Origin of the sequence: Sorangium sp. So ce834 (assembly GCF_051521425.1) — a bacterium.
GTDB classification, from domain to species: Bacteria; Myxococcota_A; Polyangia; order Polyangiales; family Polyangiaceae; genus Sorangium; species Sorangium cellulosum_D.
In genome coordinates this window covers 8889865-8915364 of sequence record NZ_CP150351.1, presented here as the reverse complement: position 1 = coordinate 8915364, position 25500 = coordinate 8889865, and the positions used below count along the sequence as shown (strand labels likewise).

13 protein-coding genes are annotated in these 25500 nt (G+C 71.4%); 7 read left to right on the top strand and 6 right to left on the bottom strand.

The window, feature by feature from the left end; translation table 11 throughout:
- Nucleotides 1–7 precede the first annotated feature (7 nt).
- Both WMF20_RS32395 and WMF20_RS32390 read right to left on the bottom strand, forming a co-directional pair.
- Complete coding sequence (locus tag WMF20_RS32395) at nucleotides 8–841, bottom strand: PspA/IM30 family protein (RefSeq protein WP_129577985.1); 834 nt, start codon at nucleotides 839–841, stop codon at nucleotides 8–10.
- A gap of 48 nt (nucleotides 842–889) precedes the next feature.
- Nucleotides 890–1279, bottom strand: a complete 390-nt coding sequence (locus tag WMF20_RS32390) for a hypothetical protein (RefSeq protein WP_129577984.1) — start codon at nucleotides 1277–1279, stop codon at nucleotides 890–892.
- A 503-nt stretch (nucleotides 1280–1782) separates the two neighbouring features.
- Here WMF20_RS32390 and WMF20_RS32385 point away from each other — a divergent pair.
- A complete protein-coding gene (locus WMF20_RS32385; protein ID WP_437605723.1) occupies nucleotides 1783–3282 on the top strand; it encodes a protein kinase domain-containing protein in 1500 nt (499 codons plus the stop codon).
- A gap of 1 nt (nucleotide 3283) precedes the next feature.
- Complete coding sequence (locus WMF20_RS32380; protein ID WP_437605722.1) at nucleotides 3284–4675, top strand: sigma 54-interacting transcriptional regulator; 1392 nt, start codon at nucleotides 3284–3286, stop codon at nucleotides 4673–4675.
- Between the two features lie 377 nt (nucleotides 4676–5052).
- Here WMF20_RS32380 and WMF20_RS32375 read toward each other — a convergent pair whose 3' ends face one another.
- The gene (locus tag WMF20_RS32375) at nucleotides 5053–6855 is read right to left on the bottom strand and encodes a monovalent cation:proton antiporter-2 (CPA2) family protein (RefSeq protein WP_437605721.1); all 1803 of its coding nucleotides are present in this window, start codon (nucleotides 6853–6855) and stop codon (nucleotides 5053–5055) included.
- A 123-nt stretch (nucleotides 6856–6978) separates the two neighbouring features.
- Here WMF20_RS32375 and WMF20_RS32370 point away from each other — a divergent pair, with 123 nt between their 5' ends.
- From WMF20_RS32370 to WMF20_RS32360, 3 genes are all read left to right on the top strand, one after another.
- A complete protein-coding gene (locus tag WMF20_RS32370) occupies nucleotides 6979–8379 on the top strand; it encodes a B12-binding domain-containing radical SAM protein (protein WP_437605720.1) in 1401 nt (466 codons plus the stop codon).
- 386 nt (nucleotides 8380–8765) lie between these two features.
- Nucleotides 8766–10304 carry a hypothetical protein gene (locus WMF20_RS32365; protein ID WP_437605719.1) on the top strand — a complete coding sequence of 513 codons (1539 nt, stop codon included), beginning with the start codon at nucleotides 8766–8768 and terminating at the stop codon, nucleotides 10302–10304.
- A gap of 507 nt (nucleotides 10305–10811) precedes the next feature.
- Entirely contained in the window at nucleotides 10812–12386 is a 1575-nt protein-coding gene (locus tag WMF20_RS32360) for a hypothetical protein (protein WP_437605718.1), read from the top strand.
- Between the two features lie 30 nt (nucleotides 12387–12416).
- On the opposite strand, the gene WMF20_RS32355 is transcribed toward WMF20_RS32360, so the two are convergent.
- The gene (locus tag WMF20_RS32355) at nucleotides 12417–12938 is read right to left on the bottom strand and encodes a hypothetical protein (RefSeq protein WP_437605717.1); all 522 of its coding nucleotides are present in this window, start codon (nucleotides 12936–12938) and stop codon (nucleotides 12417–12419) included.
- A gap of 469 nt (nucleotides 12939–13407) precedes the next feature.
- On the opposite strand from WMF20_RS32355, the gene WMF20_RS32350 reads away from it, so the two are divergent.
- Nucleotides 13408–18261, top strand: a complete 4854-nt coding sequence (locus tag WMF20_RS32350; protein WP_437605716.1) for a hypothetical protein — start codon at nucleotides 13408–13410, stop codon at nucleotides 18259–18261.
- A gap of 531 nt (nucleotides 18262–18792) precedes the next feature.
- Nucleotides 18793–19938: a protein kinase domain-containing protein gene (locus WMF20_RS32345; protein WP_437605715.1), complete on the top strand. Its 1146-nt coding sequence runs from the start codon at nucleotides 18793–18795 to the stop codon at nucleotides 19936–19938.
- Nucleotides 19939–20099: 161 nt separating this feature from the next.
- Here the strand turns inward: WMF20_RS32345 and WMF20_RS32340 are convergent, their stop codons facing one another.
- Both WMF20_RS32340 and WMF20_RS32335 read right to left on the bottom strand, forming a co-directional pair.
- Nucleotides 20100–21314 (bottom strand): glycosyltransferase, encoded by a 1215-nt coding sequence (locus WMF20_RS32340; protein WP_437605714.1) that lies wholly within the window; start codon nucleotides 21312–21314, stop codon nucleotides 20100–20102.
- A gap of 812 nt (nucleotides 21315–22126) precedes the next feature.
- Nucleotides 22127–24835: a collagen-like triple helix repeat-containing protein gene (locus tag WMF20_RS32335; protein WP_437605713.1), complete on the bottom strand. Its 2709-nt coding sequence runs from the start codon at nucleotides 24833–24835 to the stop codon at nucleotides 22127–22129.
- Nucleotides 24836–25500: the final 665 nt, after the last annotated feature.

Here is a 25500-nt window from a genome sequence, read left to right as displayed (position 1 = left end):
GCGTGCTCTAGCGCTTCATCCGAGCTTGTTCACGTTGCTCTTCGGCCTCGAGCTCCGCGATGGCCGCCGCGAGCTCGTCCTGCTCGGCCTGGGGCATGCCGGCCGGCGCGCCGCCCGCGCCGGCCACGCGCACCTGCGGCGGCGCGGCGGCGGGTGGCGGCTCGGGCGGGAGCACGCCCATCTTCCGCTTGAGCGCGAGCAGCTCGTCGTCCGCGCCCGCCGTCGCCTCGAGCTGCCCGAACCGGTGCGCCAGCGTGTCGCCCGTGTACTGCTCGGCGATCTCCCCGGCGGCCTCCGCCTCGGCCTCGATCTGGTCGATCTTGTTCGACATCCGGTCGAACGTCTCGAAGGCGGAGGCGTTGTTGAGACCGCTCATGGTCTCCTGGATCGCCTTCTGCGCCTCGGCCCGCTTCTTCCGGGCGATGAGCACGTTCTTCTTGCGCTTCGCCTCCTCGATCTTGTTGTTGAGGAGGCGCAGGGCCGTCTTCAGCTGGTCGACCGCCTGCTTCTGCTTCTGCCACTGGTCCTTGTAGGTCGTGGCGAGCTGGTCGTGCTCCTTCTTGCGGTTCAGCGCCTCCTTGGCCAGCGCGTCGTCGCCCGCCTTGATGGCGAGCATCGCCCGGCGCTCCCACTCCGCGGCGTTGGCCGCCTCCTGCTCGGCCTGCTTCGCCAGCCGCTTCTCGTCGGCGATCGAGACGGCGACCTGCTTCTTCGCCTCGATCAGCTGGTTTGCCATGTCGATGACGACCTGGTTCAGCATCTTCTCGGGGTCCTCCGAGCGGCTGATGAGGTCGTTCAGGTTCGACTTGATGAGGGTCGCAAGGCGCGCGAAAATTCCCATAGATCAGCTCCAACTCTCGGGTAGCGCAGGGTCGAAAGGCGCGGCAGGTCAGCTCAGCGCGAGATCGTGCAGCACGGGGACGTGGCGGGCGAGCGCTAGATCGATGTCGCTCAGGATCGCCTCGAGCTCGTTCATGTCGAGGTTCTCGAGCTCCAGCGCCGCCGACAGGACGATGGTGCCGGCCTCGATCCCGTACGAAGCATGCATCAGGTCGGTCGCGTTGTACTCGAGCAGGCGGCGGAAGAGCTTGGTCTGGTGGGCGTCGTCCGCGGGCACGGAGCCGATCGAGACGCGCACCGCCACGATGGGCGGATCGATGCGGATCGCGATCGGCGGCGCGCCAGCGCCCCCCGAGATGAGGTAGGTACCGGCGTCGTTCTCGAACCGGCGATCGAGCTGCAGGAGGTAGGTTTCAACGTCCTCGGCTGTACGCGGCATGGCGCGGCGAGCCTACAGAATCATGGCGCATCGGGCTAGTGCCGCCGCCCCTCGAGTTCTCCCGGGATTCCGCGCTGCGGCGCGGGCTCGGGCCGCGCCCGCCGAAGGCGCGCCGCGCGGCCGTGATCTTCCGAACCGCCGTGCGCGGCGCCGGCTCCCCTGGGCGCGCCGGCTGGCGCGGCGCCTCGTCCGTTTCATGCTTCCTCCGCGCGCCGCCACGCCAGCGCGCCGCGCGCCGCCGCGGCGCCGCGCCATCGCCGCGAGCCGCCGCGCCGCGCGTCGCCACTGCCGCTCCGCTCCTCGCGCCCCCGTGCCGCCGCGGCGCCGCGAGCCGCGCCGCCGCGAGCCGCCGTGGCGCGAGCCGCGCCCCCGCTTCGCGCCGCCGCTTCGCGCGCCGGACGTGATCGGTTCCGCTCGCTCCGGGAATCACCGGGTTTACCTGGACGCTCGCTTTTTTCTCACCTGTTTGGGATTGGCGGTGGTACGGTCCCGATCCAGGTTACGTGGCGATCCACCCGGGCGACGTTGTTGCTGGCTACCGAGTCACCCGCTTGCTTGGGCGGGGGGGCATGGGCGAAGTCTGGGCGGCGACACGGGAATCGGACATGCAGCAGGTGGCCATCAAGGTCCTGCTCGCGCGCGCCGCGATGAAGCCCGACCTCGTGCGGCGCTTCGACCGCGAGGCCAAGATCGCCTCGGCGATCAAGAGCCCGTACGTCTGCCAGCTGCTCGAGGTCGGCGAGACCGACGACGGCGCGCACCTGCTCGTGTTCGAGCAGCTCGACGGCGAGTCGCTCGCCGACCGGCTGAAGCGCGAGCAGTACCTGCCCTTCAGCGAGGTCGGCCCGATCATCGACGACGTGCTCCAGGGGCTCGTGGCGGCGCACGCCGCCGGCGTCATCCACCGCGACCTCAAGCCCGGCAACATCTACCTCGAGCACCTCGGCCTGCCCGATCGGCGCGAGCGCGCGAAGATCCTCGACTTCGGCATCTCCAAGATCACCCGGCGCGAGAAGGAGGAGCCGACGCTGACCGCCTTCGACGCGACGCTGGGCTCGTTCGCGTACATGGCGCCGGAGCAGGTGCGCGGCGCGGCGCGGGCCGACGAGCGGGCTGACATCTACGCGGTCGGCGCGGTGGCCTTCCGGGCCCTGTCCGGGCGGCTGCCCTTCGAGGGCGCGACGGCCGCGGTGCTCGTCGCGATGAAGCTCGACCGCCCGGCGCCGTCGCTCGCCGAGGCGACCGGCGAGAAGTGGCCGGTGGGCATCGAGCGCTTCCTCGAGCGGGCGCTCGATCGCCGGCGCGAGGGTCGCTTCAGCACCGCGGCCGAGGCGCTCGCGAGCTGGCGCGCCATCCAGCCGGCGAACATCACGCGCGCGGTGCGCCGCTCGCAGCGGAGCCGGTACCCCTCGGAGCTGCCCGACGCGTTCCTGGAGGACAACCCCACGGTCGTCGACGGCCCCCCGACGATGACCGAGAACGGCGGCTTCGTCGATGTCGGCCCGAGCTCGATGCCGCCGCCGCCGCCGAGCAGGACCGGGGGCTCGATGCCGCCGCCGCCGAGCAGGACGGGCGGCTCGATGCCGCCGCCGCCGCCGAGCAGGACGGGGGGCTCGGTGACGCCGGCGCCGCCGAGCAGGTCCGGCGCGGTGCCGCCGGCGCCGCCGAGCAGGTCCGGCGCGATGCCGCCGGCGCCGCCGAGCAGGTCCGGCGCGGTGCCGCCGGCGCCGCCGAGCAGGTCCGGCGCGATGCCGCCGGCGCCGCCGAGCAGGTCCGGCGCGGTGCCGCCGGCGCCGCCGAGCAGGTCCGGCGCGGTGCCGCCGGCGCCGCCGAGCAGGTCCGGCGCGATGCCGCCGGCGCCGCCGAGCAGGTCCGGCGCGGTGCCGCCGGCGCCGCCGAGCAGGTCCGGCGCGGTGCCGCCGGCGCCGCCGAGCAGGACGGGAGCCGCAGAGATTCCTCGGCCGGAGGGCCCACCTTCGCGCCGCAAGACAGAGAGGCACTGAGTTGCTCGACGCCACGGTAGGCACGAAGAACAGGGTCGAGGTGCGCGGCGGGCGCATCCGCCCGACGAAGTCGTCGGCCGCTCGCGGCGGCGGCTGGCTGGAGATCGGCACCGATCCCGTCATCGTGGGCCGCAACGCGGCCTGCCAGCTGGTCCTCGACGACGCCAAGGTGAGCGCGGTGCACGCCGAGTTCGTCGCCACCGAGCAGGGCGTCCGCGTGCGCGACCTCGACAGCAGGAACGGGACGTTCGTCGGCGGCGTGCGGGTCGGCGACATCTACCTGCTCACGAGCACGAAGCTCCGGCTCGGCGAGACCGAGATCCAGTTCGAGCCGCTGCGCCCCGAGCGCATCACGGTCTCGGCGATCCCGTCGTTCGGCCCGCTCGTGGCGAGCAGCCCCGGGATGCGCGCCATCTTCGAGCGCCTCTCCAAGATGGCGCCGACCGATCTCACGGTGCTCATCACGGGCGAGACCGGGACGGGCAAGGAGCTCGTCGCCCAGGCGCTGCACCAGGCGAGCGCCCGCTCGAAGAAGCCGTTCGTGGTCGTCGACTGCGGCTCGATCCCGCCGACCCTCGCCGAGGCGACGCTCTTCGGCCACGAGCGCGGCGCGTTCACCGGGGCGGTCGACAAGCGCCTCTCGCCGTTCATCGAGGCGGACGGCGGCACGATCTTCCTCGACGAGCTCGGCGAGCTGCCGCTCGAGGTGCAGCCGAAGCTCCTCCGCGCGCTCGCCGAGCGCCGCATCAAGAGCGTCGGCGGGTCGAGCTACCGCGAGGTCGACGTGCGGGTGCTCGCGGCGACGCGCCGCGACCTCGTGCGCGCGGTCAACGGCGGCAATTTCCGGAGCGACCTCTACTTCCGCGTCGCGCAGATCAAGATCGAGCTGCCGGCGCTACGGCAGCGCGTCGAGGACATCCCGGTGCTCGTCCGCCGGATGCTGAAGGATCTCGGCGACGAGAGCGCCTACGAGCGCGTCTCGAACAGCACGCTCGAGCGGCTGATGCGGCACGATTGGCCGGGCAACGTCCGCGAGCTCAGGAACGCGGTCGCCGTAGCGTTCGCGCTCGCGGGCGAGGGCGAGGAGATCGACATCGCGGCGCACCTCGGCGCGCTCACCGAGACGCCGGTGCACGGCAACTCGTCGCCCTCGATCCACCCGGCCGGCGGCGGCGGCGCGTTCAACGGCTCGTTCGCCTCGCTGAAGGGCCGCCAGTTCCAGGAGGCGAAGCGCGACGTGCTCGCGCGGTTCGAGCGCGACTATTTCGCCGCCCTGTCCGAGGAAGCGAAGGGCAACGTGAGCGAGATGGCGCGGCGCGCGGGCATGGAGCGGGCGCACGTGCGGGCTTACCTTCGCCGCCACGGCATCGGCGCGAAGCAGGAACAGGAGTGAGCGGCGGAGCGCGGCGCGCTGTCGGCTGGCGCACCGGGTGAGCTCGGCGCGGCGTGAAGGTGCGTTGCGCGGCGCGCTACGATGATCGCTGTGTGCGTCGTACGAGGCGCGGGAGGCCCACTTAGTTAGGCTGACGAACTTGTTCGTGGCCATGAGGCTCCGGCCGCGGGGAGCTGCCGCCGATGGCTGGCTGCGTGCACGGGCACGAAGCGCGGGGACGAGTTAGTTAGGCTGACGAACTTGTTCGTGCTCATGAGGCTCCGGCCGCGGGAAGGCCCCGCGGATGCTGGTCGTCGCACGAAGCGCCGGGGAGCCACTTAGTTAGACTGACGAACTTGTTCATGGCCATGAGGCTCCGGCCGCGGCGGCGCCCTGCGTCACACCGCCGCGGCCCTGTCGTCCCTGCCGGACGGCGCGCTCTCGTCGGTCTCGAACAGCCCCTCCAGCTCCTGCGCGGCCTGCCTCGCGGCCTCGATGAGCTTGGCCTCGTCGTTGTGGACCGCGTGCCCGCGGAGCAGCACCCGCTCGTCGTGGGCCCTGAACCGCTCGACGATCGCGCGGGCGTCCGGCGCGCGCGTCCCGAGGCCCTCCAGCACGCGCGCCGCCACCTCGAGCGACGACCGGAGCGTCTCCCGCTCGAGCACCTCCACCCCGATGTCCATGAGCTGGTACGCGTGCTGGCGGTTGCGGGCGCGCGCGTAGATCTTGAGCTCCGGGAAGTGCCGCTTCACGATCTCTGCCGTCTTCACCGAGGACGCGACGTCGTCGATCGCCAGCACGAAGATCTTCGCCTTGTCGGCGCGCGCCGCGCGGAGCAGGTCGAGCCGGGAGGCGTCGCCGTAATAGATCTTGTTGCCGTACTTGCGGACGAAGTCGACCTGCGTGGCGCTCGCGTCGAGCGCGGTGAAGGGGATCTTCCTCGTGCGGAGGACGCGGGAGACGATCTGGCCGAAGCGGCCGTATCCGGCGATGATGACCTTGGGGTCGCTGTCCTCGATCGCGTCGAACTCCCGCGCCGGGCCGGCCCGCCGCCATCGCTGGAGGAGCAGGTCGCCGAGCGCGATGACGAGCGGCGTGAGCGCCATGGACAGGGTGACCACGACGACCAGGAGGTCGGCGAGGAGCCTGTCCATGACGCCCTGCCCCGCGGCCAGCCCGAAGAGGACGAAGGCGAACTCGCCCCCCTGCGGGAGCGCGAGCGCGAGGTCGCGCGCGGAGCCCGCGGCGTGCCCGCTCGCCCTGCCGAGGACGAACAGGACGGCGGCCTTGAGCCCCATCATGCCGAGGACGAGCCCGAGGACGAGCAGCGGCCGCTCGATGAGCAGACCGATGTTCGCCGACATGCCGACGGCGATGAAGAAGAGGCCCATGAGCAGCCCCTTGAACGGCTCGATGTCGGCCTCGAGCTCGTGGCGGTACTCCGAGTCGGCGAGCAGCACGCCCGCCATGAAGGCGCCGAGCGACATGGACAGGCCCACCTGCTCCATGAGGAGCGCCGTGCCGAGCACGACGAGCAGGGCCGCGGCGGTGAAGATCTCGTGGGCGTGGGCGGCGGCGATCGCCCGGAAGACGGGGCGCAGGAGGTAACGGCCGCCGGCGACCACGGCGAGCACCACGGCCACCGCCTTGAGCGACGAGGCGAGGGCGCCCCCTTCGGCCGGGGACCCGCCCCCCGGGCCGAGCAGGGGGAGCAGCGCGAGCAGCGGGATGACGGCGAGGTCCTGGAACAGCAGGATGGCGAACGCGGAGCGGCCGTGCTGCGCCTGCATCTGGCCCTTCTCGGCCAGGATCTGCAGCACGAACGCCGTGGACGAGAGCGAGAGCCCGAGGCCGGCGATGGCCGCCGTGTCGGCGCGATGACCGAGCGCGATGCCGATGAGCGCGATGAGCGCGCCGGTGACGGCGACCTGCGCGCCGCCGAGCCCGAACACGGCGCGCCGCAGCACCCAGAGCCGGGACGGCTGGAGCTCGAGGCCGATGAGGAAGAGGAGCAGCACCACGCCGAGCTCCGAGAAGTGGAGGATGTTCTCGACGTCCGTGACGATCCGCAGGCCCCAGGGGCCGATGAGCGCGCCCGCGACGAGGTAGCCGAGCACGGCGCCGAGGCCGAGCCTCTTGAACATCGGCACGGCGACCACGGCGGCGCCGAGAAAGACGGCGGCGTGAGAGAGCAGGCTCATGCGTCGTTGGGTCTCCTTGGGCTCCGCGTCCGGAGCGCGCGGGAGGGTGCGCCGGACGTGGCGGCGCGCCCAGCGCAAAGCAGGGAGGCCCTCGCCGCGGCCCCGTGATAAGCACGATCTGCCATGCAGATCGAGCTCATCGCCACGGCAAGCGAAGATTCCGCGTACCTGCCCCGGGTGGGGCTCGGCACCCTCGCGGCGCTCACGCCCCCCGAGGACGAGGTCATCTACACCGACGACGTCGTGCAGCCCTTCGACCTCCAGCGCGACGTCAAGGACGTCGATCTCGTCGGCATCAGCGTCGACAGCAAGACCGCGCGCCGGAGCTACGATATCGCCGCCGCTTACCGCAGGCGCGGCGTCAAGGTGGTGCTCGGGGGCATCCACCCCACGGCCTGCCCCGACGAGGCGATGCAGCACGCGGACGCCATCGTGGTCGGCGAGGCGGAGGACGCGTGGCCCGTCCTGCTCGCGGACGCGAAGCGCGGCGAGCTCAAACCGATCTACCGCCCGGAGCTGCCGAACCTGGCCGGCAAGCCCCCGCCGCGGCGCGATCTGTTCACCTCCAAGAAGTACATCCCGTTCCAGGTCGTGCAGACGATGCGCGGCTGCCCTTACCCGTGCGAGTTCTGCAGCGTGTCGACGGCGAACGGCACCACGATGCGGTTCCGTCCGACCGACGAGGTGCTGAGCGAGCTCAGGTCGCTCGGCAAGCTCATCATGTTCGCGGACGACAACGTGATGATCCACCGGGCCTACTCGAAGGAGCTGTTCACCCGGATGGTGCCGCTGAAGAAGCACTGGATAGGCCAGTGCTCGCTCGCCGCGGTCAAGCGCCTCGAGAACGTGAAGCTCATGGCCGAGAGCGGGTGCAAGGCGCTCTTCATCGGCTTCGAGAGCATCGACGAGGAGACGGTCAAGTTCACCGGCAAGCGGCAGAACCGGCCCTCGCAGTACAAGGAGACGATGGCGATGCTCCACGACCACGGCATCTCGGTCTGGGGGAGCTTCGTCTTCGGGTTCGACACGGACGATCCCGAGGTGTTCGATCGCACCGTGGAGTTCGGCATCGACATGAAGCTGACGATGGCGCTGTATGCCATCCTCACCCCGTACCCGGCGACGCAGCTGTACCGCCGCCTGAAGGCGGAGGGGCGCCTCACCGACGAGCGCTGGTGGCTGCGCCGCGACCACGACGCCGGCTCACCGTATTTCGTGCCGAAGCAGATGTCCCGGGAGCGGCTCCGGGAGGGCTGGGTGTCGGCGTGGACGAAATTCTACTCGCCGTCCTCGATATGGCGCAGGTTCACCCTGACGCGACAGTCGAGCTGGATTCAGCTGGCTGGCTTCTTTCCGCTGAATTTCATGCAGCACACGCTGGCGCACCGGAAGATCGCGGGCGGCGAGCAGCGCTTCCGGTCCGGCGTGCACATCGAAGAGGCGGCCGCTCCGCCCGCGGCGCAGCCGCAGCCGCCGCAGCCGGCGAAGGCCAGGGGCGGCCGGCAGCTGCCGATCGTCGGATAGCTTCCTCCGGCGGCCGGCGCGCGTCCGTCCCGCATTCTCCGCCTGCAAGCGGCCATGCAAGGCCACGGAGCTCTCCAGGGTCGCGGTGACGCGGTGTTCCGGCGCGGCGCTCCTCGGCGTGACAGGACGCCGCGCGTCGTCGGGAGCGGCTGCAGTCGTGGCCGAGCGCCGGCGGCTCGCGATCGCCGCAGCTCGCCTGACATGTGAGCCTGTCGACGGCGTCCGGATCAGCGGCGGCGCACCATCCGCGGGCCGTGTTTTCCTGCTGCGCTACAGTAAAGTTGTCGCTTGCTGATTTTGCTACACTCGCGTGAGCTCTGGAATGCCGGGGTGGCGGGCGGGGGTGGATCCGCTTGGTCACCGCAGTGCCCTCGAATGGAGGTCTCATGGGTCGACTTCGTTTCTCGTCCTCGCTCCTCATCCTCGTGGGCGCTGCGGTGTCGAGCGCCGGCATCGCGGCTGGCTGCAGCGCGACGGGCAAGCCCAGCGCGTTCAACCCGAGCGGAGGCGGCGACACCGGGGTGGGCGCGGCCGGCGGCCTGGGCGGGGCCGGCGGCGAGGCGGGAGAGGGGAGCGGGGTCGGCGGCCTCGACGGGCTGGGCGGGCTGCTCAACACCGATGGAGGGCACGAGAGCTCCCCCGACGTGACGGTGAACCCCTGCGGGAGCGCGTGCGGCGACCAGGAGCTGTGCACCGGCGCGAACCTCGGCCTGGACGACGATTGCGACGGCGAGATCGACGAGGAGTGCCCCTGCGTCCCCGGCCAGGCGCACTCCTGCTTCCGCGGGGATCCGTCGTTCCGGAACGCCGAGGGCTGCTACCCCGGCTCCCAGCTCTGCGACGAGACCGGCACGTGGGGCCCGTGCCTCGGCGGCGTGCACGCCGACGAGGGCTGCTATTCGAACAGCTCCATCGCCTGCCACCCGATCCAGTCGCCGCCGTTCGCCGCCGTCGATCTCAAGCCCGGCACGGGCATCTTCAGCGCGGATGCGGTCCCGGGCTCCGAGGTGTGGACGGTGGAGTGCCCCGAGGGCGTCGACCCGTGCCCCGGCGTGGGCGGATCGAACCCGGCGGACGATTTCAAGCCGCTGCAATCGGGCGAGTATACGGTCACGTACACGAAGCGCGTCGCGAGCGGCGAGACCCAGAGCTGCCACTACCCGCTCTTCGTCGGCGCGGGCGGCCTGCGCGTCGAGCTCCAGTGGGAGCACGACTTCGGCAACGTCGATCTCGACCTGCACCTCCACAAGCCGAACAACACGCAGCCCTGGTCGACGTCGGGCTCGCCCGCGGACTGCGGCTGGAACAACTGCACCATCGAGAACTTCGTGGGCTCCTCGGAGATCCGCTGGTTCAGCAACACCGCGACGCCGCCGGCTCCGGTGAACTGGTACCTCGACCCGGTGGAGAGCAACAACACCTGCTACTACGCGCCTCGGGGCGTCGGGGACGAGTGGCGCGACAACGACCGCGGCTGCCACAACCCGCGGCTCGACCTCGACAACCGGGAGTGCGATCCCACGGTGAACGACCCCGACGACCCGGATTTCTGCGCGCCCGAGAACATCAACATCGACTTCCCGCCGAAGGGCCAGTGGACTCGGATCGGCGTGCATTACTACGGTGGCCGGGTGACCAAGGATGTCCACCCGCGGATCAAGATCTTCTGCAACAGCACCCTCGGCGCCGATCTCGGGCCCACGGGGTTCTTCAGCCCCGAGCAGCCCGTCACCTTCACGCCCGCGGACTCGGGCACCAGGTTCTGGCTCGTGGCCGACGTGCTCTTCCCCGAGCCCGACGAGTGCGGCCAGGCGAACTGCATCGTCCAGCCGATCTACCGGAATGAGGACACGAAGACGCCGCTCCTCACCACCGAGGCCTACGTCGAGTCGAACTTCGGTCCAGCCTACCCGTCGCTCCCATGACCGGCGGGCGCGCCGCGCGCCCTCCCGAGCGGCCCGATCCCGGCGAGGGCGAGGGGCTCTGCGCAGGCCTCCGAGCGAGCTCGGCCGGTCGAGTCGCCGCGGCTCGCCGAACAGCGCCTGCCTCCCTGGCCCGCACGCCGGCGCCCCGAGGCGCACTGCCGCGCTCGCCGGGCCGATGAGATCCTGTAGTGATTCACCTGATAGTGTTTTGCCTGACTCGAAGGCTCGGGAAAACGCCTCTCGCTGGCTCTCGTCGGTTCGTTGTCGCCGACGCCGGACCGAGGCCGTGCTAGGGAGCGCTGCGCGTCGCCTGTCGAGCCCGTAACCTGGTTTTATCTCTCACCGATGAAGGCCGAGGCATCGTGGGCCGCCATCCCTGCGCGCGCGATCGCGCGCGCCCTCGGGCTGCAGCGTCTCCGCTTTGCTAAGGTACGGTGCTCTTCGCTGTGGCGCTGAGCGGCCGCGGTCTCCCTGCGGCCGCGTGTCGAGGTCCCGAGTGGAGGTCTCATGTTTCGTCTTCGTGTCCTCACCGTGTTCCCGGTCGTCATCGCAGCCGCGGCGTCGGGCGCCGGCGTCGCGGCGGGCTGCAGCGCCGAAGGCATACGGTTCGGTTTCGACGGGATGCCGGGGGGCAGCGCGAGCGCCGGCGGGGCGGCCGGCGCCGCCGGCGAGCCGGGCGGCGCCGCCGGGGAGCCGGGCGCCCAGACCGGCGGCTCCGACGGCTTCGGCGGCATGCTCAACATCGATGGAGGGGCGACCGAGGAGACGCCCGACGTGGCGGTCAACCCGTGCGGCAGCGCCTGCGGTCCCGTGGAGCTGTGCGGCGTGGATGAGCTCGGCGTGGACCACGACGGGCTCGACGACAACTGCAACGGGATGATCGACGAGACGTGCCCGTGCATCGCGGGCCAGGCGCACTCCTGCTTTCGCGGCGACCCGTCGTTCCGGCACAGCCCGGGGTGCTACCCCGGCACCCAGCTCTGCGACGAGACGGGCACGTGGGGCCCGTGCGTCGGCGGCGTGCACGCGGACGAGAACTGCCACATGAGGGACGTGACGGGGTGCCACCCGATCCAGGCGGCCCCGTTCGCGAACGTCGACCTGAAGGAGGGCACCGGCTCGTTCAGCGGGGATGCGCTCGCGGGCTCCGAGGTCTGGACCGTGGCCTGCCCGCCGGGCGTGGACCCGTGCCCCTCGGTCGGCGGCTCGGACCCGGCGGACGATTTCAAGCCCCTGCAGTCGGGCGAGTACACGGTCACGTACACGAAGCGCGTGGCGGGCGGCGAGACCGCGACCTGCGCTTACCCGCTGTTCGTCGGCGCCCGCGGCCTGCGCGTCGAGCTCGAGTGGGAGCACGATCCGTACAGCGTCGATCTGGACCTCTACCTCCACAAGCCGAACAACACCCAGCCCTGGACGATCGGCGGCTCGAGCGTCGCGTGCGGCTACGGGAACTGCACGCTCGATGGCATCGTGGAGGGCTCGTCCATCCGCTGGTTCGGCGACGACGCGGCGCCGCCCGAGCCGGTGAACTGGTATCTCGATCCGGAGGAGACCAACAACACGTGCTTCTACGCGCCCCGCGGCGTGGGGGACGCGTGGCGCTCCTACGGCCGGGGATGCCACAACCCGCGGCTCGACCTCGACAACATCGCCTGCGTGCACCGCGTCACCGACCCTGACAACCCGAACTTCTGCGCGCCGGAGAACATCAACGTCGACTTCCCGCCGGAGGACGGCTGGATGCGGGTCGCCGTGCACTACTTCGGCGGCACCGCGTCGTTCGACGTGCACCCGCGGATCAAGATCTTCTGCAACGGCGAGCTCGGGGCGGTTCTCGGGCCCACCGGCTTCCACGACCCCGAGGAGCCCGTGGCGTTCCTCCCGGAGGACTCGGGCGACAGGTTCTGGCTCGTGGCCGACGTCGTGTTCCCCAAGCCCGACCCGGGGCAATGCAGCAACCCGACCTGCATCGTCCGGCCGATCTACCGGGACGAGACGATGAAGACGCCGTTCCTCTCGGACGCGCGGACCGTGGTCAGGCAGTTCGGTCCGCCTTACCCGAGCCTGCCCAGGCCCTGACGTCGCGGCCGGGGCCGGCGGCGGGCGCGCTCACGCTTCGACGCCGGCCCGCTTGAGGAACGCGAGCGCGGGGCCGAGCGCGTACGCGGGCGCCCTGCCCAGGCGCAGCTGCTCCCCGGTCGACAGGTGGAGGAGCAGCCAGCGCGGCGCGAGGCCCGGCTCGTCGACGTCGGCGTCCGAGGCCGGCGGGGTCGACACGCGGGCGATCGCGTGGATCGGAAAGGTCCGCCGGAAGCCGCGGCCTTCCTGGACGATCTCGGCCCGCTCGAAGTCGAGGCGGAACATGCCGTGGAGCCGGCGGCGCCGGCGGACGACGAGCAGCGCCGCGGTGGCTCCTGCGGTCCACGTCCCCGCGATGAAGAGGATGGGAAAGGGCGCCGCGCGCGCGGCCACGATGCCCACGATGATCAGCGAGGCGGTCAGCGCGAACGCGGCGACGCGGCGCACGGCGAGGTCGAGGTCGTCGCCCGGGCACTCGCAGACGAGCACGGCGGGGCCGAGCGCCCGGATGGCGCCGTCGGCGTTCGAGAGCAGGACGTCTCCCTCAGGCACTGCGTTCCTCCCGATCGGGTGAGGTCGTCAATACCGCAGCCGGGCGGGGGAGGCCATCCCCCGCGCCGCGCGACGAGCACCCTCGCAGGGGGCCTACGGTGAACGCCCGGAACAACCGGGCTTCGAGGATCGATTCATGTCCTGAGCTCCGTTTCCGCCGGAGGCGATCCGCGCGAGCCGGGGATTCGCACGCGGGCGGGCGGAGGCGTCAGTCCACTAACGCTGGCGGCGCCGCGCGGTCGCGGCGGAGGTCGACAGGACACCACCGCACGACCGGAGATCCGCCGCGAAGAAGGGCGATTGGGGGCGTGTGGCACGCGATGTGCCGCTGATTCGAGGGGGGAGCAGAGACGCCGATCGCGCAATCAGGGCGGCCGTCACGCAGATCGCGTGGGGACGCCGAGGCTCTCATGGGGGCATGCGCGCTCGGGCCGAGCTGCAGGAGGAGGACTCTGCGATGAGTTGGATCGTGAGACTGGCACTGTTCGCGGCGGCCGCGGGCTCGATCGCGGGCTGCGCCGAGGAGCGGAGACCGCTCAGCCAGGTGCAGGCGAACGCGCTGGCGAAGTCGTTCTTCGTGGGCGCCGATCTGCAGAGCAAGGAGGACGATCCGGAGTTCTGGACGCGCACCACGGTGGTCGACGTGGGCTACGGCGCCTCGCAGGACGGGCTCTTCTCGTCCTCGTACGCGCAGGCGGAGGTCGCGCGCATCAAGTGGGTCATCCAGGAAGACCTCCTGATCGGGCGCCTCACCTACGAGCGCGTGAACGACACCGACGGCAAGGGCGCCGGCGCCGCCACGGACGACGGCGTCGTGGCCGTCGCGTACAAGATCCTCTCGCACTTCGACGTCCAGCGCGATTACAACCGGTCGACGGGGGAAGAGACCAACGTCGTCGTCGAAAACACGACCGACCGCCCCTGGTACGCGCGGGAGTACATGCGGGTCGACTGGTCGAAGAACCTGAACGTCGACTCCTACGACTTCGACACGCTGTCGCTCATCGGCGTCTACGGCGGGGTGCAGTACGAGCCGCTCTCCTATTACGTGAGCGACCCGAGCCACCCCGACGCGCCCCACTTCGACCCCGAGGAGGGATATTTCGACGTCACCAACAAGGCCTTCGCGATGCCCCAGCTCATCGATCTGAGCCACCTCGGGGTGGGCATCGGCAGCTTCCCGGCCTGCATGCTCGACGCGGACTTCCCCGGCGGCACCGCGCCGGTCGGCTCGTGCAACCCGGTCGAGGTCACGCTCCGGCAGTCGTTCCGCCGCGTCGTCGATCGGGACTACGAGCCCGCGGAGTGGGACGGATACCGGTTCCAGGCGTTCGGCCCCTTCGTGCGAGAGCGCTTCGGGTACGCGCGCAACTACGGCATGAGCGACGCCAAATGGCACCGGATGATCACGCGGTACAACCTCTGGGAGCGCAGCCACTACTACGCCGATCTGGAGCGCATGACGGGCGAGATCCGGTGCTTCACGCCCGAGACGACCCCGGCTCTCGCGGACCCGCACCGCGACGACGACAAGAACGGGACCGAGGACGAGTGCGAGGCCGTCACCGGGGCGACGATGGACGTCGATGGAGAGCGGGTGACGGTCGGCCCCGGCTCGCGGTGCGACACGTTCAAGCAGCGATGCACCCTGCCGTACCAGCGTCGAAAGGCCGTGCCGCAACCCTGGTACGTGACGTCGAACAGCAACCCCGATTATTTCGACGCCACGGCCTCGGCGGCGCACGAGTGGGACGTCGCCCTGCGCAGCGCCGTCGTCACCGCCAAGCACGTCGAATGCGTCCGGACGACGGGCGACGCGGCGCGCTGCAGCGCGGCGTTCCCGGTCTACGACGGGCAGATGGACGACAGCGCCGACGCCGTCGCGCTCGCGCGCGAGGTCGACGCGTGCCGGCGCGACGCGGCGCGCGCGGGGCAGGGGTGCGACGCCCTCGCCGACGAGCTCGGAGAGCGGCGCGGCTACGCGCCGGGCGTCGTCGCGCTCGCCAAGATGCCCGAGATGATCGTGCTCTGCCACAGCCCGGTCGAGGCCGCCGACCCGGAGGCGTGCGGCGGCCCCCGGCTGCCGGAGGGCGTGACCGCGAGGATGTGCAGCGACGAGCGCCGGAAGGAGGCGGGGCGCGATCCCGCGCTGATGAAGGCGTGCGGGGCGGCGCTGAGCGCGCGGATCGGCGACCTGCGCTATCACCAGATCAACAACTTCGAGGCGCCGCAGTCGCCCTCGGCCTGGGGCATCTACAGCGACTCGGAAGACCCGCTCACCGGCGAGAAGATCGCGTCGAGCATCAACGTCTGGACGCACGTCAACGACATCTGGAGCCAGGGCATCGTCGACACGGCCCGTTACATCAAGGGAGAGCTGAAGACCGAGGAGGTCACCGACGGCGACTACGTCCGGGACTGGGCGCAGGCGAGCGACGGCGCGTCGAAGGGCGGCGCGCTGCCGCGGCTCACGCGGGAGGAGATCGCCCGGCGGATCGCCGGCGCCGCCGGCGTCACCGCGGAGCACGCCGCCGAGGTCTCCGGCCAGCTGGCGCGCGATCCAGCGCTGCGCGACGACCTCCGGCGGCTCTCGAAGGAGGTGCGCGCCATCGCGGCCGACGCGACGGCGCCGGACAGCATGCGCGCGGTGTACGAGGCGCGCCGCCAGTCGGCGGTGGGCACCGAGCTCGAGGCCGAGCTCACGACGAAGACGATCCAGCAGCTCACCGGCGTGGAGGCGCTGCCGCTCACGGACGAGGTGATGCGCTTCGCCTCGCCGCTCCGCGGGGCGAACCCGAGCGTGCAGCGCGAGCTCAGGAACCTGAGGGAGGTGGCGCTTGCCGAGCGCGGCGCGTGCGTGATGCACGAGGCGCCGGCGCCGCTGGCGACCGCCAACCTGGCGGACATCCTGGAGGAGAAATTCGCGAGCAAGCACGGCCGCTTCGGCGAGGGGGACGCCGCGCAGGAGCTGCGGCGCGCCGAGGCCATGCGGCGCTACCTCGCGCAGCGGGCGCACTACGCGGTGATCCTCCACGAGATGGGCCACTCCGTCGGCCTGCGCCACAACTTCGTGAGCTCGTCCGACGCCTGGGGCTACCGGCCGCAGTACTGGCAGCTGCGCACGGACAACGGGCGGGTGAAGACGCCGTGCGAGACGCTCTCGGAGGACGGCGAGTCGTGCGTCGGGCCGCGCTACTACGACCCCGTCACCGAGAACGAGCGGAAGAACCTGATCTGGATGTTCATGCACTCGTCGACCATGGATTACGCTGGCGAGCCCACGCAGGACCTCATCGGGCTCGGCGCCTACGACTTCGCCGCGGCCCGCATGTTCTACGGCGACGTCGTCTCCGTGCACGCCGACCCGAGCTACAGAGCGGGCACCCCGCGCGGCAAGGGCATGCTCGCCAAGATCGACGACTTCGGCGGCATCCTCGGCTTCCAGCCCGAGTACGACGACGAGGACATCCACTACTCCGACCTGCAGAACAAATACGAGCTGATCCGGCCGGGCAGCTGCGTCGAGGTCGACCCGAGCGCCTACAGGCCCTCGGGCTGGGACGAGGAGCAGGGCGGCGCCTGGCACCCCGTGCTCGACGGGCACATCGTGCCGGTCGACGGCAAGTACACGCGGTGCCGGCAGCAGAAGGTCGACTACGTGTCGTGGCGCGCGCTGGAGACGCCGAAGGGCGTGAAGGGGCCCTCGGTGGACCCGGCGGGGCGCACCCGCGTCCCCTACGGCTTCGCGAGCGACCGGTGGGCCGATCTCGGCAACCTGAGCGTGTACCGGCACGACAGCGGCGCGGACGCCTATGAGCTCTTCAACTTCTTCATCACGCAGCAGGAGGTGAATCACATCTTCGACAACTACCGCCGCGACCGGCAGGCCTTCAGCGTGCGCGCGGCGTCGGAGCGGACCTTGAACCGCTACAACGCCAAGATGCGCGACGGCGCGAAGGGCCTCGGGCTGGTCGCGAACATCTACCGCGAGTTCGCGCTGGACCGCGGCTACGACTTCGACACGTTCTGGGTGCACGCCGCGGGCGGCCTCTTCCAGCAGAACATCCTCGCGGCCGGGATCGCGTTCGATCACTTCGCGCTCCAGATGGCGCGCCCGCAGCCGGGCGAGCACTTCCTCCCCAAGGGCGATACCGTCCTCCGGTCGTCGAGCGACGTCTTCGGCGATCCCGGGGATACGGTGGTGGTCGTCCCGAACGGCGCCACGGGCTATTTCGGCGACGTGGCCGTGGGCGGCAAGCCGCTCGAGAACGCGCTCGCGGAGGACAAGGGCGAGTACGACTCGTCGTACACGATGAACGCCGGCTCTTATTACGACAAGGCGTGGGTGGCGATGCTGATGACCGAGTCGGTCGACAACTTCGTCAGCGACTCGCGGCACGACTTCCTCGACGCGCGCTACCGCGCGGTCTCGCTCGCCGACGTGTTCCCGGAAGGGTATCGCCGCTGGCTGGGCAACAACCTCACGGGCGACGACGCCATCAAGGGCGTGCGCATCGAGGCCGACGATCGCGGTCGCCCCGTCAGGGACGCGAGCGGGTATCCGGCCAGCGCGCTCGGCTGGACGTCGTGGTGGAGCGAGGCCGGGCCGGAGAGCTGCTTCCCCGGCGCCGGGAGCATCGTCTGCAGCGCGTACGGCGCGGTCGACAGCGCGCCGTGGAACCCGCGGGCCCCGGCCAAGGTCGCCATCCTCGACCCCCAGATCGGCTGGGAGCAGCAGAAGTTCCTCATCGCCTGGACGCTCCTCTACCTGCCCGAGAACCAGAAGCAGAGGTGGCTGGACATGATGCACATCTGGGAGACCGGGGCGGACACCGATCCTGGCTTCCCGAACCGGATCGAGCTCCACCATCCGTCCGGGAAGGTGTTCGTGGCGAAGGCGTACGGGACCGAGACCGTCTTCGGCAAGGTCGTGCAGAAGGGCATCGGCGCGCGCGTCCTGGAATACGCCAACGAGCTCCTGGCCAAGGCGTATGTCACGGAGCCCGGCCCCGACCTCGACGGCGACGGCAAGGCGGACTGGCACAAGGTGAAGCTGAGCCCGGAGAGCGGACAGCCGATCGTGCGGTGGGATCCGACGGTCGCCGCCATCGCGCCGGACGGCGAGGTCTTGCGGGACGGCGTGCCCGGATGCGAGGAGGACTCCGACGCAGACGACGACGATTTCAGCGACTTCTATCGCTGCACGTGCTCCTCGAACCGCGCCTGCGTCGCGCTCGAGGCCTATGTCTCCGTGCCGGTCTTCATCCGCCAGGCGCTGGCGGCGTTCAAGCTGGGCGACCCGACGATGAGGGGCCTCCACTGACCTCGCGCGCGAGCGGGCCTCCGCGGACGACATGCGCCGCGTGAGCACACGCGCGGCGCTCCTCCCCACACCCTGCGATGCCGAGCGGCGCTCGGCCCGGAGATCACGAGAGCAGCGGGCTCATCGAAGGAGGCGCCGACGCCGTATCGACACCCGCGCCCACGTGGACCCGAGCGACCCGTGGCGGCGCAATGGTCGTGGCATCTTGCCGCAGGGAGGCGATTCGCCCCAGGCGCGCTGCCCGTTCGCCGCGGTCCTCGGCGCGGGCTGCCGTGGCGCGGCTCTTGCTGAACTTTTCCATGAAATGACGTGCTGTTGGACACCGCCCTCCCCAGGCGTCGCCTGGTTCGGTGACGCAGGACGGCCGGACAGGTCGTGGTTCCGACGAGTTGCACCCCCAGCCCGCCATCGTGGAGCTCCGATTCCGCCGTAGCGCCGGTGCATGACACCGGGAACGTAAAGAAGACAGCCGTTCTTGCGTCGCGAGCGTTGAAGCGTCGGTTGCCCGAGGGCACACAGAGAGAAGCAGCCATGGACTTCGAGAATGTCACGCACGTCCAGAGGGCGCAGGCACGCGTAGGGGCGGTGTTGAGCGGCGCGTGGCGGCTGGATGCGCTGATCGGCCTCGGGGGGATGGCGGCTGTCTATGCCGCGACGCATCGGAGCGGCCAGCGGGTCGCGATCAAGCTGCTGCACCCCGAGCGGGCGAGGGACAAGGTGGATCGGGCCCGGTTCCTTCGCGAGAAGGCCATCGTGAACACCGTGAATCACCCCGGGGTCGCGGCGGTGCTCGCGGACGACGTGACCGAGGACGGGTCGCCCTTCCTGGTGATGGATCTCCTGGAGGGCGAGACCCTCCTCCAGCGCTGGAAGGCGCAGAAGGGCCCGCTCCCTCCGGCCGAGGTCCTCGCCCTGAGCGAGCAGATCCTCGAGGTGCTCGCGGCCGCGCACGAGAACGGGGTCATTCACCGGGATCTGAAGCCCGACAACATCTTCCTCACCCGCGAGCACGGGGTGAAGATCCTCGACTTCGGCATCGCGCGCCTGCGGGTCCCCTCGTCGCAGACGTCGCTCGCGGGGCTGCGGGCGATGGGGACGCCGGCGTACATGCCGCCCGAGCAGGCGCGGGCGCGCTGGGATCTCGTCGATGCGCGGACCGACATCTGGGCGCTCGGGGCGACGATGTTCTCGCTGCTCACGAACCGGTACGTGCAGGACGCGCCGACCGTCAACGAGCTCTTCTTCCTGCGGATGACGTGTCCGATCCCGTCGCTCGCGCGGATCCAGCCGTCGATGCACCCCGCCGTGGTGCGGGTGGTGGATCGGGCGCTCGAGTTCGCGCAGGCGGATCGCTGGCCGGACGCGCGGTCGATGCTGGCAGCGGTGCGCGAGGCGCAGGCCGCGGTCGGGGCCGCGCCGCCGTCGCGGGCCACGGTGGCGCCGCCGTCGCGGAGCGCGATCGCGCCGCTGCCCCGGAGCACGGTCACGCCGCCGCCGCCGCGGGGAGTGCTCGCGCCTCCGCCGAGGGATGTGCGCGACCTCGGCGCGCTGGAGGCGCGGCCGCCGTCCGGTCGCGCTCCGACGCAGACGCGGTCCTCCCGGACGTCGGGGCTCTCGTCGCCGGCGTCGCTCGCCACGGTCCCGCGCGCGATCTCGACGATTCCCCGCGCGCCTTGACGCGAGCGTCAGGCGGCCACGGCCCGCGCCTCGAGCCTGGCTCGCAAAAGCACGGAGGGCGCAGAGAATGGGTGCACTCTCTGCGTCTTCCGCGCCTTCGCGGTCGCGCTCGGCGCGGCCCGCCCGCGCACGGGTGGGCCGCGCCCTCGCGGGGTGTGCGGCTACGCGTTCAAGCCGGCGAGCAGCTCGCTCGGCCGCAGCACGGCGCGGCGCTCCGACTCCCGCCGGGCGAGGAGCGTCTCGTAGATATCCATGTAGCTCGCCATCATGCGCTCCGCCGAGTAGCGCCCCAGCGCGAGCTTCCGCCCCCGCCTGCCCATCGCCGCGGAGCGCCCGGGATCTGCCTTGAGGTCGGCGAGCTTCGCGGCGAGCGCGCCGACGTCGTCCGAGGGCACGAGGAAGCCTGTGTCGCCGTCGGTGATCAGGGCGGGGATGCCGCCCACGGCGGTCGAGACCACGGGCAGGCCGGTGGCCATGGCCTCGACCATGGAGAGCGGCAGCCCCTCCGACGTCGACGAGAGGACGAAGACGTCGCTCGCGGAGAGGAGCTCCGGGACGTCGTGCCGCTCGCCGGCGAAGACGACGCGGTCGCTGATGCCGAGCTCGTCGGCGAGGGCGCGCAGCGAGGCGGCCTCCGGCCCGTCCCCGACGAGGAGGAGGCGCCCGTTCTCCGATAGTACGCCCGCGGCCGCGGCCGCGCGGAGCAGGAGGGCGTGGTTCTTGACCTGGGACAGGCGCCCGACCGCCCCGGCGACCCACGCGTCCTGGGGGATGCCGAGCTCGGTCCGGACGCGGCGCCGGGCCGCGGCGTCTGGCCTGAACCGGGAGAGATCGATGCCGTTCAAGACGACGTGCAGCTTCGAGCTCGGGACCTCGTTGTGCTTCAGCATGAAGTCGGCCGTCGGCTGCGACACGGCCACGTGCGCGTCGGCGAGCTTGGCGGCCATGTGCCGCAGCCACGCCCGGCGGCCCTGATCGAACATGGCGCCGTGCAGGGTGTGGCACACGGGCACGCGGTGGAGCCGGCCCGCGGCCGTCGCGTAGATGAGCGGCAGCTGGTTGTGCGAGTGCACGATGGAGACGCCGTGCTTGGCGAAGAACGCCGCGAGCTTCCCGGGCAGCTTGAAGTCGAAGCCGGGGCGCTTCGGGAGCATGTGGACCGCGACGCCGCGCTCCCGGAGCTGCGCGGCGCGCGGCCCGTCGGGGTTCGTCTCGATGCCGACGACCATCACCTCATGCCCCGCCTCGCGCTGCAGCGCGGCCAGATCCACCACGACCTGCTCCGCGCCTCCCACCTGGAAGGAGTTCAGCACGTGCGCGATCACAAGAGGGTTGTTGCGCGCGCGGGTCATCGGTGCATGCTGGGTCGTCTTCATAGGGTAATCTACGCTCATGGTTCCCCTCTGGGATGCGCTCGGAGGCATGTGGTCTGACCTGAGAGAAACCCCTCCTTCGTGTCCTCGTCCACTGGGGGAAGTTACCACAGAGTCTAATGAGGCAAGGAGGATTCTCCGTGAATCTCCTAAGCATGCCTCGTACCTCTGGGTTGAAGTGAGGGGATGCCTTCATCAGCCGGTGAGCTGACTACGTGAAAGCACTGCTGTGGCACATGACGACAGCTGGGACAAATGGCAACACCGCGGCGCGGCGCGCCGCGGCCTCTCCCCTACGCACAGCAGTACGCACAGCAGCCATGGCGCGCCGGAATTCCGTCAGAAGTCGCCGCGGCCGCGCATTTTTTTTCGGTGCCGAGGAAGAGCCCAGTGTTCACGACGTCACCGCCCTGGCCCCTTGCGAAAAGCGTGCGAGCTGCGCCACGGTCCGGCCCGGCATCTGGACCGCGGTACGTTGATGGCGGAATTGTCTTGCGTTGTGTGATGCTTGGCGACGTGTGGCGCCTCGCCATCGTGGCGCTTCGCAGCGCGTCGGGGTCCGCGGCGCGGGGGTGCGGGGGCTGCGACCTCGTGGCCGGCGGGCTCGCGACGGGTGGGGGGGCTCGCGGGTTCCGCCGTGCTGGGCGGCGCAGCGGGGCGCGGCTTCTCGCCGTGCGTGCGGTGTGTGGGGAGCAAGGCTGAGGGGCTGAGCCAGCTGTCCCCTGTCCTCAGGCTGTTGTGAAGGGGGACAGGGGGCAGCTGGTCGAGAGGTGGGGCTCACGAGCCCGTGAGCATGGCCCTGCGGTCGTTCGTCGTCAGCGCTCGGGCACCTCGGCGCAGACTGCGAACGTGGTCAGCGTCACCGTCTGCCCCTTCTTGCCGTAGCCGCCCTCGAACACGGCGGTCGAGGTCCAGCCCGCGCGGCCTTCGGTGGCGTCGAGCGGCGAGTTCTCCACCACCCTGCTGGTCGCCTGGGCCCCGCCGGAGACCGAGAATCCGCCGCTGAGCACGACCTCGCCCGCGTTGCAGAGCGCCTTGACGTTGACGAACGCGCTCGTCGGCCCTGCCTCGCGCGTCACCGAGACCACGTGGATCTTGGCGATGCCGGGCGACCCCATGGGCCCTTGCGGGCCGCGCTCGCCCCTCGGACCTTGCGGACCCTGCAGACCCTGGACGCCCTTGACGCCGTCGGCGCCCTTGAGGCCCTGGGGACCGACGGTACCCGGAGCACCCGCGGGGCCCTGGGGACCGCGCTCGCCGCGCTCGCCCTTGGGGCCCTGGGGACCCTGGGGACCGCGCTCGCCCTTGGGGCCCTGGGGACCGAGCTCGCCCTTGACCCCCTGCAGACCCTGGATGCCCTTGACGCCGTCGGTGCCCTTGAGGCCCTGGGGACCGATGGCACCCGGAGCACCCGCGGGGCCCTGGGGGCCGCGCTCGCCCTTGGGGCCCTGGGGACCCTGGGGACCGCGCTCGCCCTTGGGGCCCTGGGGACCGAGCTCGCCCTTGACCCCCTGCAGACCCTGGATGCCCTTGACGCCGTCGGTGCCCTTGAGGCCCTGGGGACCGATGGCACCCGGAGCACCCGCGGGGCCCTGGGGGCCGCGCTCGCCGCGCTCGCCCTTGGGGCCCTGGGGACCCTGGGGACCGCGCTCGCCCTTGAGGCCCTGGGGACCGAGCTCGCCCTTGACCCCCTGCAGACCCTGGATGCCCTTGACGCCGTCGGCGCCCTTGAGGCCCTGGGGACCGATGGCACCCGGAGCTCCCGCGGGGCCCTGGGGACCGCGCTCGCCGCGCTCGCCCTTGGGGCCCTGCGGACCCTGGAGACCCTGGGGACCGCGCTCGCCCTTAGGGCCCTGAGGACCGAGCTCGCCCTTGACCCCCTGCAGACCCTGGATGCCCTTGACGCCGTCGGCGCCCTTGAGGCCCTGAGGACCGATGGCACCCGGAACTCCCGCGGGGCCCTGCGGACCGCGCTCGCCGCGCTCGCCCTTGGGGCCCTGGGGACCCATCTCGCCCTTGGGTCCGGCCGGCCCCTGAGGACCGCGCGCGCCGTCAGCGCCCTTGAGGCCCTGCGGACCCATCTCGCCCTTGATCCCCTGGGTACCCTGGAGGCCCTTGGCGCCGTCGGCGCCCTTGAGGCCCTGGGGGCCGACGGTGCCTGCAGGACCCGCGGGGCCCTGGGGACCGCGCTCGCCGTGCTCGCCCTTGGGGCCCTGAGGACCCTGGTGCCCTTGAGGACCGCGCTCGCCCTTGGGTCCCTGCGGCCCCTGAGGACCCATCTCGCCCTTGGGTCCCTGCGGCCCCTGAGGACCCATCTCGCCCTTGGGTCCCTGCGGCCCCTGAGGACCACGCGCGCCGTCAGCGCCCTTGAGGCCCTGCGGACCCATCTCGCCCTTGAGCCCTTGAGGGCCGCGCACGCCGTCGATGCCCTTGAGGCCCTGCGGACCCATCTCGCCCTTGAGCCCTTGAGGGCCGCGCACGCCGTCGATGCCCTTGAGGCCCTGCGGGCCGACGAGCCCCGCCGTCCCCTGCGGGCCCGGCTCGCCGCGCTCGCCCTTGGGCCCCTGCGGGCCGGTCGGCCCCTGGGGACCGCGCTCGCCCTTGGGGCCCATGGGCCCCTGCGGCCCACGCGCGCCATCAGCGCCCTTGAAGCCCTGAGGACCGATCTCGCCCTTGAGCCCTTGAGGGCCGCGCACGCCGTCGATGCCCTTGAGGCCCTGCGGGCCGACGAGGCCCGCCGTCCCCTGCGGGCCCGGCTCGCCGCGCTCGCCCTTGGGCCCCTGCGGGCCGGCCGGCCCCTGGGGACCGCGCTCGCCCTTGGGGCCCATGGGCCCCTGCGGCCCACGCGCGCCGTCAGCGCCCTTGAAGCCCTGAGGACCGATCTCGCCCTTGGGTCCTTGAGGACCGTGCACGCCGTCGATGCCCTTGAGGCCCTGCGGGCCGACGAGGCCCGCCATCCCCTGCGGGCCCGGCTCGCCGCGCTCGCCCTTGGGTCCCTGCGGGCCCCGCTCGCCGCGCTCACCCTTGGGGCCCTGGGGACCCTGAGGACCGCGCGCGCCGTCAGCGCCCTTGAAGCCCTGAGGACCGATCTCGCCCTTGGGCCCTTGAGGACCGTGCACGCCGTCGATGCCCTTGAGGCCCTGCGGGCCGACGAGGCCCGCCGTCCCCTGCGGGCCCGGCTGGCCGCGCTCGCCCTTGGGCCCCTGCGGGCCCGCCGGCCCCTGAGGACCGATCTCGCCCTTGGGTCCCTGCAGCCCCATCGGCCCCTGCGGCCCCTGAGGACCGCGCTCGCCCTTGGGCCCCTGCGGCCCCTGGGGGCCGCGCTCGCCCTTGAAGACCTGCTGACCCATGAAGCCTTTGCTCGTGCGGGGCTGGGACACCAGCTCCTCCGAGGCCTGGCACTGGTCCGGGCTCTCCACGCTCCGGAGCTGTCCAGAGTGCTGGTGCTTGCACGCGTAGCTCAGCTGCGCGTCAGCCGTGCCCTGATCCGAATCGCCGGCCCAGACCACGCCTGCGCTGGCCATCACGCCCGCAAAACCGGCGACGATTCCGGCAGAAACCGCACTCGCTCGATACTTTCGCATGTGAGTCCGCCTTTCTATCGATTTCGAGCTTCGATGCGCTCGATTCCCGCAGACAGCCGTGTTCAAATGAGGTGGAGCCCACAGGCGAGCGAATCGGATGAAGGGCGACTCCAGGGCGGATCTCCGCGCTGGCCCCTGCCCCGACCTCTCGACGAAAGTCCCACCAATTGCCGGCACGAAAAGCCAGGTCGATGCGTCGATACGACACCTGCGGGCCACGCCACGACGCGTGGCGCGGCCAGGTGCGCCAGCGCTCGAAGGCTCCAGTCGCCAACCCTCTGTGTCTGGAGCGATCCTAAGATGATGGGGGCGGCTCACCAAGCCCCCTGCCGAGGGCTTGACGACCACGGATCCTGTCGATCCGCGGCCGCGCATTCGTGGAGCGCTGGGCGGCGGCCGCGCCCGCGGAGCCCGGGCGCGTCGCGGAATCAGAACGAAGGCAGAGCGCGGCGAATCCCTGGAGAAGCAGCGCCCCGCGGGTCGCGGTGCTCAGACGAGAGGAGGTTGAGCCCAGGGCGCCAAGACGAGAGGACGTCGACGCTCTCGGCGTCCTTGGCGTGTATCTTGTCTGGATTCACCCTCGGCGTGCGGGCCAGGTGTTCGAA

What these genes read in the sequence shown, in the direction of transcription:
- WMF20_RS32395 (WP_129577985.1), bottom strand. Translation starts at nt 841, where the DNA reads ATGGGAATTTTCGCGCGCCTTGCGACCCTCATCAAGTCGAACCTGAAC.
- WMF20_RS32345 (WP_437605715.1), top strand. Translation starts at nt 18,793, where the DNA reads ATGGACTTCGAGAATGTCACGCACGTCCAGAGGGCGCAGGCACGCGTA.
- WMF20_RS32375 (WP_437605721.1), bottom strand. Translation starts at nt 6,855, where the DNA reads ATGAGCCTGCTCTCTCACGCCGCCGTCTTTCTCGGCGCCGCCGTGGTC.
- WMF20_RS32365 (WP_437605719.1), top strand. Translation starts at nt 8,766, where the DNA reads ATGGGTCGACTTCGTTTCTCGTCCTCGCTCCTCATCCTCGTGGGCGCT.
- WMF20_RS32370 (WP_437605720.1), top strand. Translation starts at nt 6,979, where the DNA reads ATGCAGATCGAGCTCATCGCCACGGCAAGCGAAGATTCCGCGTACCTG.
- WMF20_RS32340 (WP_437605714.1), bottom strand. Translation starts at nt 21,314, where the DNA reads ATGAAGACGACCCAGCATGCACCGATGACCCGCGCGCGCAACAACCCT.
- WMF20_RS32390 (WP_129577984.1), bottom strand. Translation starts at nt 1,279, where the DNA reads ATGCCGCGTACAGCCGAGGACGTTGAAACCTACCTCCTGCAGCTCGAT.
- WMF20_RS32360 (WP_437605718.1), top strand. Translation starts at nt 10,812, where the DNA reads ATGTTTCGTCTTCGTGTCCTCACCGTGTTCCCGGTCGTCATCGCAGCC.
- WMF20_RS32335 (WP_437605713.1), bottom strand. Translation starts at nt 24,835, where the DNA reads ATGGCCAGCGCAGGCGTGGTCTGGGCCGGCGATTCGGATCAGGGCACG.